Raw genomic sequence first — 13966 nt, 5'->3', positions numbered from 1 at the left:
ACTCACCGGCAAAATACGAGCGGTTTATGCGGTTTGACAATCCAGGGTCTCCTTTACCGTGGATGAGGTTTCCGGCGCGACGAAGTTGTCGTCCGCCAGACGGAATACCGCCACTGCATCGGCGAGAGTAATAGCCTGCTCTTCCAGCGCAGCGGCGGCGGAAGCCGATTCCACCACCAGGGCGGCGTTCTGTTGCGTGACCTGATCCATCTGGGTAACCGCCTGCGTCACCTGCTCAATGCCGCGGCTCTGCTCATCGGAGGCGGAGGCGATTTCGCCCATGATGTCGGTCACCCGGGTTACCGAGCGCACGATGTCCTGCATGGTGGCGCCGGAATTTTCCACCAGCACCGAGCCGTGTTTGACGCGGCTGACGGATTCATCGATCAGTAGCTTAATTTCTTTTGCCGCCTGGGCGCTGCGGCTGGCCAGGTTGCGTACTTCACCGGCCACCACCGCAAAGCCGCGCCCCTGTTCACCGGCGCGCGCCGCCTCCACCGCCGCGTTAAGCGCCAGAATATTGGTCTGGAAGGCGATGCCGTCGATGACGCTGGTAATGGCGCCGATTTTTTGCGAACTGTTGGCGATGTCGTGCATCGTGGTGACCACGTCATCCGCCAGCTCGCCGCCTTTGGCGGCGGTGGAGGAGGCATCACGCGCCAGCTGCGATGCCTGGCGGGCGTTATCGGCATTCTGTTTCACCGTCGCCGTTAGCTGCTCCATACTGGCGGCGGTCTCTTCCAGCGAAGCCGCCTGCTGTTCGGTGCGCGAGGAGAGATCGTTGTTGCCTTCTGAAATCTCCTGCAGGCCGATAAGAATCGACTCCGCGCCGTCGCGCACCGCGCCGACGGTACCAATCAGCGACTGTTGCATGCGCTGCAGGCTGGCAAATAGCTGGCTGATTTCGTTACGCCCATAGACCTCAATCGGTGCGGAAAGATCGCCGCTGGCGATACGTTCGAAATGGCCGCGAATAATATTCAGCGGCTGCACCAGCATGGTTCGCAGCCACCACATCGCGCTGAGGGTGACTACCAAGAGCATCAGCACCGCCCCGGCAACCAACCAGATTGACCAGCCGTAGGCCTGCTGGCTGGAGGCGCTGGCTTCATCGGTCGTCGCCTTCGCCAGCTGCAGATATTGCACAAAGTCGGCCTCAAAGCGGTCCTGTATTTTCTGCGTCGGCTGGTCCATAAAGGCCTGCAGGTTGCGATTTTCGAGGAACACGATCAGTTCGCGCAGCGCGCCGCGTAGATTCTCGTAGCTATCGCGCGTGGCATCGGCCAACTGCTGTTCCTGCTCATCCGCGCGAGGCGTGTCGAGGAACTGGTTAAAATAGAGATCGGCTTTTTGCAGCGAGCTGCGGGCGCCGCCCATCAGCGCATCCACCTGCTCCTGCGGCACCTTCAGCGCCGCGCGGGTACCGGCGCGGTTAAGGGTATTTCGCGCCTGTAGCAGCGATACCCAGCTCAGGCTAAGCGCATCGCGCTGCTGGCTACTGACGGTAATACGTTCAAGATTGTGGTTGTCGGCGCGTAGCGCGACGTAAGAGAGCCCGGTGCTGATCAGTTGCATGATGCAAAAGGAGATCAGCAGCAGGAAAAGACTGGTAGAGATACGGATTCGGTTAAACATAGCAATCTCCTTGGTAGCCGGTCTCGGCCGGCTTACAACGCAAGAGAGGCCGCCGCGTGTAGGGATGCGGCGGCCGGTACCCGTTAGAACGTCTCCCAGTTATCCTGGTAGTCGCTGGCGCTGGTTTTTTTATGCGTAGCGATGGCGGCAGGCGCGGTTTTATTGCTGACCGGCGCTTTATACTCTTCCTGCCCTTCCGACTTCAGGCGGAAGACGGCAACCGACTGCGTCAGCAGGCTGGCCTGCTCTTCCAGCGCGGCGGCGGCCGAGGCCGACTCCTCCACCAGCGAGGCGTTCTGCTGGGTGACGCGATCCATTTCCGCTACCGCCTGGCCGACCTGGTCGATACCGCGGCTCTGTTCATCGGAAGCAGAGGCGATTTCGCCCATGATGTCGGTCACGCGGGTGACCGCATTGACGATATCGCCCATGGTGTCGCCGGCGCTTTCCACCAGTACCGAGCCCATATCCACACGGTTGACCGAGTCCTCGATCAGCGCTTTGATCTCTTTGGCCGCCTGGGCGCTGCGCTGCGCCAGGTTGCGGACTTCACCCGCCACAACCGCGAAGCCGCGACCTTGTTCACCCGCCCGCGCCGCTTCTACCGCGGCGTTAAGCGCCAGGATGTTAGTCTGGAAGGCGATACCATCGATAACGCCGGTGATATCGGCAATTTTCTGCGAGCTGCTGGCGATGTCGTGCATGGTTTCCACCACGTTGGCCACCACTTTGCCGCCCTTCTGCGCGGTTTCGGAGGCGCTCAGCGCCAGCTGGCTGGCCTGACGCGCGTTTTCGGCGTTCTGTTTCACCGTCGCTGTCAGCTGTTCCATACTGGCGGCGGTCTCTTCCAGCGATGCCGCCTGCTGTTCGGTGCGCGAAGAGAGATCGTTGTTCCCGGCAGCGATTTCCGATGCGCCGCTATAGATGGCATCCGCCCCCTGACGCACGCCGCTTACCGTTTCGATAAGCTCGTTCTGCATGTGCTTGAGGCTGGCGGCCAGCACGCCGATTTCATTACGGCTGGTCACCGGAATAGGCTGGGTCAGGTCGCCGGACGCGATCCGTTTGATGTGTTCAATCATGCGGTTCAGCGGGCGCACCAGGATATGGTGGATGCCCATCCACACGCCGACGATCGCCGCCAGCACCACGATGATGACCACAATTAAGGTCCAGATCGCCGAGCTATAAGAGCTGTTGCTAGCGTCAACGGCGATTTGATACAGCTTGCCGTTTTGCTGCAGATAGGCGTTATAGGTCTGCTCGAAATCGTCCTGGTATTTTTGCGTCGGCTGGTCGAAGAAGGCGTTGATTTTACCCTCGCCCAGCAGCTGGATCAGCTCCGACAGCGCGCCGTACAGGATGCCATACTGCTGTTTAAGCTTTTCCGTCGCCTGAGGATCCTGACGCGGGTCCTGCGGGATTTTTTCATAGGCGGTGTAGTTGCGTTCGGCGCGCGCCAGCTCTTCTTTCGCTTTCGCCAGCAGCTCGTCGATAGTCGCGCCGCTGCCGATTTTGTTGGTATCCATCATGTAGCGGATCCCTGCGCGGTTCAGGGAGTTACGCGCCTGCAGCAGATCGACCCGACTTTCACTCAGCAGCAACTGCTGCTGACGGATGGTTTGCAGGACGGTAAAGTTCTCTTTATCGCTTTTCAGCGACGAAAAAAACAGACCGCCTGAAATCAGCTGCAATGCGCCAAATAGCACCAGCACTAATAAGAGACTGGTGACGACCTTAATACGATTAAACATGTTTCCCCTTCCTGGAAGCCTGAACGGCCAGGCTTTACGTATGTGACTGAAAGGGTTATCGGCGTACGAGAGGGGAACTTTATGCCAGGCGGGGACTATTTTTACCGGGCGCGACCGGGCGCGCCCCTTTGCTTAGTGGCTTTTGGCGACGTTATCGACCAGCGCCATCTCTTCGCTGCTGAGCAGCTTTTCGATATCGACGAGAATCAACATACGCTCGCCGAGCGCGCCAAGACCGGTGAGATACTCGGTCGCCAGCGTTACCGCGAATTCCGGCGCCGGGCGGATCTGTTCGGCGGTGAGAGACAACACGTCAGAGACGCCGTCGACCACAATCCCCACCACCCGCTGGCCGAAGTTAAGCACGATAACCACCGTGTTTTCATCATAAGAGACGCCCTGCTGGGCGAATTTTACCCGCAGGTCGATAATCGGCACGATCACCCCGCGCAGATTGGTGACGCCTTTGATGAAATCCGGGGTGTTGGCGATACGCGTCACCTGGTCATAGCCGCGGATCTCCTGCACTTTCAGAATATCGATGCCGTATTCTTCATTGCCGAGGGTAAAGATTAAAAACTCCTGACCTACCGTTTCGCCAGCCAATTTGCTGACGGTTGCTAATCCTGCCATGGTCTGCACCTGTTAATTTGATGAGATGAGTCGTTATGCGGCCGCTGCGCTCAGCAGCTTTTCCCGATTGAGCATTTGCAGCGCCGACACGTCGACGATCAGCGCCACGCTGCCGTCGCCGAGGATCGTCGCCGCGGAAATTCCCGGCACTTTGCGGTAATTGCTTTCCAGGTTTTTCACCACCACCTGGTGCTGGCCGATCAGCTGATCCACCAGCAGCGCATAGCGGCGGCCGGCGCTTTGCAGAATCACCACGATGCCCTGGGTGGCCTCGGTTTTCGCCCCGGCGACATCAAACACCCGGTAGAGCTCCACCAGCGGTAGATACTCGCCGCGAACCTGCAGCATCCGCTCGCCGCCGGCCATCGGATGCAGGTCTTCGGCCTGCGGCTGCAGCGATTCCATCACCGCATTGAGCGGCAGAATAAAGACCTCTTCATTGACCTTGACCGACATGCCGTCAAGGATGGCGAGCGTCAGCGGCAGCAAAATACGAATCGAGGTCCCTTTGCCCGCGCGGGAATGGATTTCCACGTGACCGCCCATCTCCTGGATATTCCGTTTCACGACGTCCATGCCGACGCCGCGGCCAGAGACGTCGGTCACCTGTTCCGCGGTCGAAAAGCCCGGCGCGAAAATAAGCATTCCGACCTCTTCATCACTCATGCTGTCGCTGACCGCCAGCCCCTGCGCCGCCGCTTTGGCGAGAATTTTTTCGCGATTGAGCCCGGCGCCGTCATCGATCACTTCGATGCAGATATTGCCGCCCTGATGTTCAGCGGAAAGAATCAGATTGCCCACCTCAGACTTACCTGCCGCCAGACGGGTTTGCGGATCTTCAATACCGTGGTCGAGGCTATTGCGCACCAGGTGGGTTAACGGGTCGATAATGCGCTCGATCAGGCTCTTATCAAGTTCGGTGGAGCTGCCCTGCAGCGTCAGTTCCACCTGCTTATTGAGCTTGCCGGCCAGGTCGCGCACCAGCCGCGGGTAGCGGCTGAATACATATTCCATCGGCATCATGCGAATCGACATCACCGATTCCTGCAGGTCGCGAGCGTTACGTTCCAGCTGGCTCATGCTGTTGAGCAGATCGCCATGCGTCACCGGATCCAGGTTACCTGAGCGCTGCGCCAGCATGGACTGGGTGATCACTAGTTCGCCGACGAGGTTAATCAGCTGGTCAACTTTCTCTACCGCCACGCGAATACTGGTCGATTCGCTGGCCTTCGCTCTCGGCGCTTTGGGCGGCTCGACGGCAGCAGGTTGCGGCTGGGCGACAGGCGGCGGCACAACTTCGGCCGATGGCAATGGTTTAGCGGCAGTGGTTGGCGGCGTGGTAAAGCTGATCTGTTCCGGCTCAAGAACGAAACAGAGCACCGCGCAAATATCTTCTTCGCTGGCGGTGGTCAGCAGGGTCACCTCAAGGCTATTGTCAGTTTGCTGCGGATCCTGAACCTCGCCGAGGTTGCCAAGCTCTTCCAGCATCAGCGGAATTTCATTGGCTTTAAGCCCGGTTAAGCTCACGCGCATACCGCCGGCGATGGCCGTCGGCGCAGGCTGGGCCACGACGGGCGCAGCGGCAGGCGCGTCCTGCTGCTGCGCTTCCAGCGCCAGCTGCCGCAGCGCCTGGCAGATATAGTCAAAGCTCTCAGCGTCAGGCTGCTGCGAGGTTTTATAGGCGTCCAGTTGCTCCTGCATAATATCTTTGGTTTCCAGAAACAGATTGATAATTTCGGTGCTCAAGCGCATCTCCTCGCGCCGGGCGCCGTCGAGCAGGTTCTCCAGCAGATGGGTGGTTTCCTGCAATACGGAAAAGCCAAACGTCGCCGCGCCGCCTTTGATCGAGTGCGCCGCGCGAAAAATAGCGTTTAGCGGTTCGATATCGGGGGCCTGCGGATCCAGCTCCAGCAGGTGTTGCTCCATGTCTGCCAGCAGCTCGTCTGCTTCATCAAAAAAAGTCTGATAAAAAGCGCTAATATCCATGCTCATGGGGTCACCTCTGGGTGTGAATCGCGGTTAACCGACGCGGGCGCGACCAGCTTTGGCAGCGCATCCGGCTGGCTAATCTCCAGCGCATTGCTTTCGCCATTTTCATGCTCAATGCTCTGCTGGGTCTCTTTGTTAAGCACCAGTACGGTAATGCGGCGGTTGATGGCATCATCAGCGCCGTGCTGTTTCAGGCTCATGGTCGCCGCCATACCAACCACCCGCAGCACCTTCCCTTCCGCCAGGCCGCCGGCGATCAGCTCACGGCGCGAGGCGTTGGCGCGATCCGCCGACAGTTCCCAGTTGCTGTAACCGCGTTCGCCGCTGGCGTAGGGGATGTCATCGGTATGCCCGGCGAGGCTGATCTTGTTCGGCAAATCATTGAGGATTGGCGCAATCGCTCGCAGGATATCGCGCATATAGCTTTCAACCTGAGCGCTACCGGTTTTAAACATCGGCCGATTCTGGCTATCGATAATCTGAATGCGCAGTCCTTCGTCCATCATGTTGATCAGCAGATGCGGACGTAGCGCCTTCAGGCGCGGGTCTGACTCAATCAACTGATCGAGCTTGTCACGCAGTTTGTTAAGCCGTAGCTCTTCGGCACGTTTATCCGCGGTATTGATCTGTTTGCTAACCAGCCCGACTTCACGGGTTGGGTCTTCGCCGCCGCCGGGGATCGGGCTGCTTTCCGAGCTGCTTTTATCGCCGCTGGTGAGGGCGACTTTCAGCGGCGTACGGAAATATTCGGCTATTTGCGTCAGCTCCTGCGGGCTGGCGATCGCCAGCAGCCACATCACAAGGAAGAAGGCCATCATCGCCGTCATAAAATCGGCATAGGCAATCTTCCACGAACCGCCGTGATGGGCGGGCTGGTGCGATTTGCGCTTTCTGACCAGAACCACCGGGTGATTATGCTTCATGCTTCTTCACTTTCCGTCGCCTGCGCGGCGGGCGCTTTCACCTGGCGTACGTGTTCTTCAAGCTCGACAAACGACGGGCGCTCGGTGGTATACAGCGTTTTGCGGCCAAATTCGACGGCGATTTGCGGCGCGTAGCCGTTGAGGCTGGAGAGCAACGTCACCTTGATGCACTGCATCATCTTGACGGTCTCGGCGCTTTTTTGCCGCAGCAGCGTGGATAGTGGCGAGATAAATCCATAGGCCAGCAGAATGCCGAGGAAAGTCCCCACCATCGCGTTGGCGATGAGCGCCCCGAGCTCTGCCGCCGGACGGTCCGCCGAGGCCAGCGCGTGCACCACCCCCATTACCGCCGCGACAATACCAAATGCCGGCAGAGAGTCGCCGACCATCGCCAGGCTGCCGGCGGGCACTTCGCTCTCCTGTTCGAAGGTTTCGATCTCTTCGTCCATCAGCGCTTCAATTTCAAAAGCATTCATGTTGCCGCTCACCATCAGGCGTAAATAATCGGTTATGAACTCCACCAGATGGTTATCGGCAAGGATGCGCGGATAATTAGCGAAAATTTCACTTTCCTGAGGATTGTCGATATCGAACTCAAGCGACAGCATCCCCTGTTGACGGGATTTTGCGAGCAGCAGGAACAGCAACGCCATCAGATCCATATACAGCGCCTTGCTGTATTTGGAGCGACGTACCATTTTGGGCAAGGCCCGCAGCGTGGATTTGATGGCCTTTCCGTTGTTGCCGACGATAAACGCGCCGATGCCGGCGCCGCCGATAATCAGGAATTCCGCCGGCTGGTACAGCGCGCCAAGGTGGCCGCCCACCAGTAAATAGCCGCCAAATACCGCTCCCAGGACCACGAGATAACCCAATATCACTAGCACACGCATACCTCAAATTAACAATGTGGATGGCGGGCGAGGCAAACGCGCCCTGGCGTAAACCAGGCGGGGAATGGGGGGCGGCATGCCGCCCCTGCGTATTACACGTCGAAATGGATTGCCGTAAGTCGTCGGAACGGCGACTTACATGACGCGTTTAGCCTGCTCGTCCAGCAGTTGAGAGGTTATATCGGCCAGTTGCGAAGAAAGTTTACGTCTTTTTACGGCGCGTGAAGGCGGTTGGCATAATGTGCAGACAAAATCGTGCTGCGGATGGTGCGCGTGGGTGATAAATGAGCCGCCGCAGTTGTTGCAGGCAGAGAGCTGCAGCATACCGCTATCAACAAAGCGCACCAGCGTCCAGGCGCGGGTCAACGCCAGTAGCGGCGCTTCGCCCGCTTCTTGCGGACACTGTTCGAGGTACAGGCGATAGGCTTTGATCACCGCTTCTACTCCACTGCATTTGCCGCTCTTCAGCAGGAACAAATAGGCGTTGTAGAACATCGACGAATGAATATTCTGCTCCCAGGTCATAAACCAATCGGTCGAGAACGGCAGCATCCCTTTCGGCGGCGGGCTGCCGCGCAGCTCTTTGTAAAGTTTAATTAAGCGCCCGCGGCTAAGCTGAGTTTCACTCTCCAGCATCTGCAGACGCGCGCCGAGGGAAATCAGCTCCATGGCGAGCTGAATATCCTTCGCTTCCTGAACAATACTTTTCTCAGCCATTATCAAACACTTTTCTTCGCTGCAGCGCCTTCTTTGGCGCGGAGCTCTTGCAGCAGGTGACTGGAAAGCAGGATACCGGTATGGATCTGCTGGAGGTCATCAACGCGCGACTCTTTGGTCAATTGCTCGATAGTCTGATGGTCGCTGAAGCGCAGATTGCACACCAGCTGATTAGTTTCAGCCAGTTTCACCATCTGCGGTAACGTCAGTTGCGCCAGGGTATCAACCATGGTTTCGTCAATTCCCAGACGAAACATTGCGGATACTTTTTCATCGTTGATCAGCCGCTGTGCTAAAAATAAATACGACAGGTTGAAGTCATAAATATGCTTAAGTAATTCGGAGGTACCCATAATCCCTATCCCGATAAGCCATGTTAGAAAACATACACGGGGCGTGATACTTAATCGCCCGTGACCTCAGCTATTTCCCCAAGACGGCAATTAAAACGCTCACTCGCGATAGCTAAAAATTCAGCTAATCGTCAAACTCACCCCACTGTTAATAGTTTGTTACAGGTGCAAACTGGAGTGGAGGATGTAAAGAATTTGCTTCGAGAGAGTTGAATTGCCATGAAACTATTTTTAGAAATTCTATAAGAATATTCTTAAGGCGGCGCAACTCTACTCCCGAATCATTAGCACACACAATTAAGTATGGGGAAATTTTGAATATAATGAGACATTGATCACAAAAACAAAAAATAATACCGGTAACAACACCTCATTTCGATCACTTTATAACCAACATTCGATCATTTAACGATCACAAGTAAATGAATTACCTTAAAAAAAGTGTTATCAACCATTGCAATTAGTTTTATTTGGCACATTTAGAACAAAAAAATAACATTATAAAAATTGAAGAATAAAAATCTGAACGAGCGTTAAATTCAACGTAAATCATTAGTTTTTACGATAAAAAATAACCATGGTGTAATACAAGGATATTAGATCTAATACCCTGATAGCACCTACGGAAAACGTATAAAAATCGAACAGCAACAGTCTGAGGCTGCCTGTTTTTTCGGCTCAACGAATTGTACAAGATGCGCGCAACTTACCCTCAGTCGTGACGCCAGGCGCTATTTTCCGCGCCTGTTTGTGGCTCAACTTCGCCAGATACGGATAAATTTTTTATAACATTTACCGCCTGGTGCATTACCCAAAATGGGTATTTTTTCCCGAGTTTCTTTTCTAACATTCCTTTAACGAAACGAGCTTATTACCACGTTAAAATAATAAAAAATGAGAAGTAATTAATGGTCTCACCCTCTCCCGTAAACCATCATGAATATATTTTTAAACCACCCAACAACGGCGAATGAATATTAATAAATAGGTATATGAGGATTTTTTCTCCGGCAATAAGCTCCTATCGTCCTGGCCCCCCCCCCCCCTATTATTGGTAGGGAAAAATGACACGTTCATTTGCAAAGCTGTAGTAAAGAAAAAATAGCTAGCACGAAAGGTGCAATATCTCGACTGGATCACATTTCATCGTTGCCGTTCGCATTTTCATCACTTCCTCGTTCCGTTGGATTTTCGGTTATGTTTAAATTAGCTAAACCGGTTTAACAAAGTTTAGCTAAAAGGAATATCAGTATGACCAGTAAAGTATGGGTACTCGGGGATGCGGTCGTCGATCTGCTGCCTGAGGGCGATGGTCGTTTATTACAGTGCCCGGGCGGCGCACCGGCTAACGTCGCGGTCGGCGTCGCGCGGCTTGGCGGCAATAGCGGGTTTATTGGTCGGGTCGGCGACGACTCTTTTGGCCATTTTATGCGTCAGACGCTGTGCCAGGAGAAGGTGGATATCAGCCATCTTTCTTTAGATCCCGCACAACGTACCTCAACCGTCGTGGTAGCGCTGGATGAACACGGCGAACGCACCTTTACCTTTATGGTCCGTCCAAGCGCCGATCTTTTTTTACAACCAGACGATCTCCCGCCATTTGAGGCCGGCCAGTGGTTGCACGTCTGCTCTATCGCTCTCAGCGCCGAGCCCAGCCGGAGCAGCGCTTTCGCGGCGATGGAAAAGATTAAACATACCGGCGGCAGCGTCAGCTTCGACCCTAATATCCGCAGCGATCTGTGGCAGGATCCCCAGCTGTTACGGCGTTGTCTCGACCGGGCGCTGGCATTGGCTGACGTGGTGAAACTGTCGGAAGAGGAGTTGGCCTTGATCAGCGGTAGCGACGATATTGCCCGCGGTATTGCGCGGTTCCGCGAGCGCTTTCAGCCAAAACTGCTGTTAATCACGCAAGGAAAAGCCGGGGTGCAGGCGCTGTTCCAGCAACAGCATATTCACTTCCCGGCCCGTCCGGTGGTCAGCGTTGATACCACCGGAGCCGGCGATGCCTTTGTTGCCGGGCTACTCGCCAGTCTCGCCGCTCACGGCTTCCCTGAAGATGTCGCCGCGCTGGAGCCGATCGTCGCGCTGGCGCAAACCTGCGGCGCGCTGGCGACCACCGCCAAAGGCGCGATGACCGCCTTACCGTACCAGGCCGATGTGAACCGCCAGTATTAACGATGAAAGCAGGCAAAATAATTAAAACGTTTTAGCAAAATTAGCAAAGCGGCCATTAGGGGCATTCCAGGCCCCCAATAGCCCATGATGATGACAGACTTTGTAGAGGGTACTATGGATTTTCAACAGATTTCTCGCGCTCTGCTGTCGCTGCTCGGCGGCAAAGAAAATATCGCCAGCGCCGCGCACTGCGCCACCCGCTTGCGTCTGGTACTGGTCGATGACGCGCTCGCCGACCAGCAGGCCATCGGTAAAGTTGAGGGGGTAAAAGGCTGCTTTCGCAACGCCGGCCAGATGCAAATCATCTTCGGTACCGGCGTGGTCAATAAAGTGTATGCCGCTTTTATTCAGGCGGCCGGTATTAGCGAGTCGAGCAAATCCGAAGCCGCAGACCTGGCGGCGAAAAAACTGAATCCGTTCCAGCGGATCGCCCGCCTGCTGTCGAACATCTTTGTGCCCATTATTCCGGCGATCGTCGCCTCCGGTCTGCTGATGGGACTGCTGGGGATGGTGAAAACCTACGGCTGGGTTGATCCGGGCAACGCCATCTACCTGATCCTCGATATGTGTAGTTCGGCCGCTTTTATTATCCTGCCAATCCTGATCGGGTTTACCGCCGCGCGTGAATTCGGCGGTAACCCTTATCTTGGCGCAACCCTCGGCGGTATTCTTACCCACCCGGCGCTGACCAACGCCTGGGGAGTGGCTTCGGGATTCCATACCATGAATTTCTTCGGCCTCGAGGTGGCGATGATCGGTTATCAGGGGACGGTGTTCCCGGTGCTGCTGGCGGTGTGGTTTATGAGCCTGCTTGAGAAGCAACTGCGACGCCTGATTCCCGACGCGCTGGATCTGATCCTCACGCCGTTCCTGACGGTTATTATCTCCGGTTTTATCGCCCTGCTGATAATCGGCCCGGCCGGTCGTGCCCTCGGCGACGGCATCTCATTTATTCTCAGCACGCTTATTGCTCATGCTGGTTGGCTGGCAGGGCTGCTATTCGGTGGACTGTATTCGGTGATCGTCATCACCGGTATCCACCACAGCTTCCATGCCATCGAAGCCGGGCTGCTCGGTAACCCGTCGATCGGCGTCAATTTCCTGCTGCCTATCTGGGCGATGGCTAATATTGCCCAGGGCGGCGCCTGTCTGGCGGTGTGGTTTAAAACCAAAGATGCGAAAGTGAAAGCCATTGCCCTCCCGTCCGCCTTTTCGGCGATGCTGGGCATCACTGAAGCGGCGATATTCGGCATCAACCTGCGCTACGTTAAGCCCTTTATCGCCGCGTTGATTGGCGGCGCGGCAGGCGGCGTCTGGGTCGTCTCCATGCACGTCTATATGACCGCCGTCGGCCTGACCGCCATCCCCGGAATGGCTATCGTGCAGGCCAGTTCCCTGCTTAACTACCTCATCGGGCTGGCTATCGCATTTGTGGTCGCCTTTATCGTTTCGCTGACGCTCAAATACAAAACGGATGCAGAATAATGTCGCAGCCTTCTTTGTTACCGTTGGTCTTGCAGGCCGTCATGAACCACCAGCCGCGCGCGCTGCGGGATAAGCACTATCCGCAGTGGCATCTGGCGCCGGTATGCGGGCTACTGAACGATCCGAACGGTTTTATCCACTTCAATGGTCGTTATCATCTGTTTTATCAGTGGAATCCCCTCGCCTGCGATCACCGCTATAAGGGCTGGGGACACTGGAGTTCGCCGGATCTGCTGCACTGGCGGCACGAACCGATTGCCCTGCTGCCAGAGGAGGAGTACGACCGTAACGGTTGTTACTCCGGCAGCGCGGTAGATAACAACGGCATCCTGACGCTGTGCTACACCGGTAATGTGAAATTTAACGATGGCAGCCGTACCGCCTGGCAGTGTCTGGCGACGCAAAATCCCGACGGCACTTTTCGCAAACAGGGCCCGGTGCTGGCGCTGCCAGCAGGCTATAGCGGCCACGTGCGCGATCCCAAAGTCTGGCGCGATGGCGATCGCTGGTTGATGGTGCTGGGCGCGCGCGATCTGGCCGACCGCGGCAAGGTACTGCTATTCAGCTCTACTGATTTGATGCAGTGGAATAGCCATGGCGAAATTGCCGGTAGCGGACTTAACGGCTTGAAAGACGCCGGCTATATGTGGGAATGCCCGGATCTGTTCCCGCTCGGCGATCGGTATATTTTACTGAGCTGCCCGCAGGGATTGCCGCGTGAGGCACAGCGCTTCCTGAACACCTATCCGGCAGTCTGGATGCAGGGCCATTTCGATCAAACCGCCGCCACCTGGCGCCATGGCGCGATCGAAGAGCTGGATAGCGGCTTCGAATTCTATGCGCCGCAAACCACCCTGGCGGAGGATGGTCGCCGTCTGCTGGTTGGCTGGATGGGGGTTCCCGACGGAGAAGAGATGCAGCAACCTACGCGGGCCCACGGCTGGATCCATCAGATGACCTGCCTGCGGGAACTCAGCTGGCGCCACGGCACGCTGTATCAAAATCCCGTGCGCGAACTGGCGGCGCTTCGCGGCGAGGCGCAAGGCTGGCAGACCGAACCGCTGGCGCTGCAGCCGATGGAACTGGCCTTCGAGGTTGCGCCAGACGATGCGCTGACGCTGGATTTCGCGGGCGCGCTGCAGCTTTCGCTGGACAGCCGCGGCGTACGTCTGGCCCGTCGAAGCCTGGTGGCCGATACAGTCGATTACCGTTACTGGCGCGGCGCGGCGCATAAACTGCAGATCCTCATCGACCGTTCCAGCGTCGAAATCTTTATTAACGATGGCGTGGGAGTGATGAGCAGCCGCTTCTTTGCGGATTATCCTGGAAAACTGGTATTCAGCGGTGCGACGCCGGGGGCATTCTGCTGCTGGCCGCTGCGGCCATGCATGGTAGAATAAGCGTTTTGC

The 13966-nt window shown here is 56.4% G+C and carries 11 protein-coding genes; 3 read left to right on the top strand and 8 right to left on the bottom strand.

All coding sequences use genetic code 11. The annotated features are described in order from the left end of the window. Window positions 1-24: 24 nt before the first annotated feature. From AC2CGP_RS14620 to flhD, 8 genes are all read right to left on the bottom strand, one after another. Window positions 25-1635 (bottom strand): methyl-accepting chemotaxis protein, encoded by a 1611-nt coding sequence (locus AC2CGP_RS14620; protein WP_042892850.1) that lies wholly within the window; start codon window positions 1633-1635, stop codon window positions 25-27. Between the two features lie 83 nt (window positions 1636-1718). Beyond that, window positions 1719-3389: a methyl-accepting chemotaxis protein gene (locus AC2CGP_RS14615; RefSeq protein WP_015367342.1), complete on the bottom strand. Its 1671-nt coding sequence runs from the start codon at window positions 3387-3389 to the stop codon at window positions 1719-1721. 132 nt (window positions 3390-3521) lie between these two features. Continuing rightward, complete coding sequence (gene cheW / locus AC2CGP_RS14610) at window positions 3522-4022, bottom strand: chemotaxis protein CheW (protein ID WP_015367343.1); 501 nt, start codon at window positions 4020-4022, stop codon at window positions 3522-3524. A 33-nt stretch (window positions 4023-4055) separates the two neighbouring features. After that, the gene (cheA, locus tag AC2CGP_RS14605; RefSeq protein ID WP_047076727.1) at window positions 4056-6014 is read right to left on the bottom strand and encodes a chemotaxis protein CheA; all 1959 of its coding nucleotides are present in this window, start codon (window positions 6012-6014) and stop codon (window positions 4056-4058) included. Beyond that, window positions 6011-6934 carry a flagellar motor protein MotB gene (motB, locus tag AC2CGP_RS14600; RefSeq protein ID WP_047076728.1) on the bottom strand — a complete coding sequence of 308 codons (924 nt, stop codon included), beginning with the start codon at window positions 6932-6934 and terminating at the stop codon, window positions 6011-6013. Before motB ends, cheA begins: the two co-directional genes overlap by 4 nt. After that, window positions 6931-7821 (bottom strand): flagellar motor stator protein MotA, encoded by an 891-nt coding sequence (motA, locus tag AC2CGP_RS14595; protein ID WP_015704927.1) that lies wholly within the window; start codon window positions 7819-7821, stop codon window positions 6931-6933. The genes motB and motA overlap by 4 nt, the downstream gene beginning before the upstream one ends. A gap of 141 nt (window positions 7822-7962) precedes the next feature. Then, entirely contained in the window at window positions 7963-8544 is a 582-nt protein-coding gene (flhC, locus tag AC2CGP_RS14590) for a flagellar transcriptional regulator FlhC (protein ID WP_213759526.1), read from the bottom strand. Between the two features lie 2 nt (window positions 8545-8546). Further along, a complete protein-coding gene (flhD, locus tag AC2CGP_RS14585) occupies window positions 8547-8897 on the bottom strand; it encodes a flagellar transcriptional regulator FlhD (RefSeq protein ID WP_015367348.1) in 351 nt (116 codons plus the stop codon). A gap of 1251 nt (window positions 8898-10148) precedes the next feature. Here flhD and AC2CGP_RS14580 point away from each other — a divergent pair. The 3 genes from AC2CGP_RS14580 (at window position 10149) to AC2CGP_RS14570 (ending at window position 13957) form a co-directional block, all read left to right on the top strand. Next, window positions 10149-11072 carry an aminoimidazole riboside kinase gene (locus tag AC2CGP_RS14580; RefSeq protein ID WP_484502381.1) on the top strand — a complete coding sequence of 308 codons (924 nt, stop codon included), beginning with the start codon at window positions 10149-10151 and terminating at the stop codon, window positions 11070-11072. A 114-nt stretch (window positions 11073-11186) separates the two neighbouring features. Beyond that, window positions 11187-12557, top strand: coding sequence for a sucrose-specific PTS transporter subunit IIBC (locus AC2CGP_RS14575; protein WP_101739310.1), 1371 nt, complete (start codon window positions 11187-11189; stop codon window positions 12555-12557). Beyond that, window positions 12557-13957 carry a sucrose-6-phosphate hydrolase gene (locus tag AC2CGP_RS14570; protein WP_015704924.1) on the top strand — a complete coding sequence of 467 codons (1401 nt, stop codon included), beginning with the start codon at window positions 12557-12559 and terminating at the stop codon, window positions 13955-13957. The genes AC2CGP_RS14575 and AC2CGP_RS14570 overlap by 1 nt, the downstream gene beginning before the upstream one ends. Window positions 13958-13966 lie beyond the last annotated feature (9 nt).

This window comes from Klebsiella sp. SYXHC3 (assembly GCF_057196925.1).
This window is presented reverse-complemented; position numbering and strand designations above follow the sequence as displayed.

Coding starts and splice junctions, on each gene's coding strand:
- motB (WP_047076728.1), bottom strand. CDS start 6,934: ATGAAGCATAATCACCCGGTGGTTCTGGTCAGAAAGCGCAAATCGCAC.
- AC2CGP_RS14575 (WP_101739310.1), top strand. CDS start 11,187: ATGGATTTTCAACAGATTTCTCGCGCTCTGCTGTCGCTGCTCGGCGGC.
- AC2CGP_RS14580 (WP_484502381.1), top strand. CDS start 10,149: ATGACCAGTAAAGTATGGGTACTCGGGGATGCGGTCGTCGATCTGCTG.
- cheA (WP_047076727.1), bottom strand. CDS start 6,014: ATGAGCATGGATATTAGCGCTTTTTATCAGACTTTTTTTGATGAAGCA.
- AC2CGP_RS14620 (WP_042892850.1), bottom strand. CDS start 1,635: ATGTTTAACCGAATCCGTATCTCTACCAGTCTTTTCCTGCTGCTGATC.
- flhD (WP_015367348.1), bottom strand. CDS start 8,897: ATGGGTACCTCCGAATTACTTAAGCATATTTATGACTTCAACCTGTCG.
- AC2CGP_RS14570 (WP_015704924.1), top strand. CDS start 12,557: ATGTCGCAGCCTTCTTTGTTACCGTTGGTCTTGCAGGCCGTCATGAAC.
- flhC (WP_213759526.1), bottom strand. CDS start 8,544: ATGGCTGAGAAAAGTATTGTTCAGGAAGCGAAGGATATTCAGCTCGCC.
- AC2CGP_RS14615 (WP_015367342.1), bottom strand. CDS start 3,389: ATGTTTAATCGTATTAAGGTCGTCACCAGTCTCTTATTAGTGCTGGTG.
- cheW (WP_015367343.1), bottom strand. CDS start 4,022: ATGGCAGGATTAGCAACCGTCAGCAAATTGGCTGGCGAAACGGTAGGT.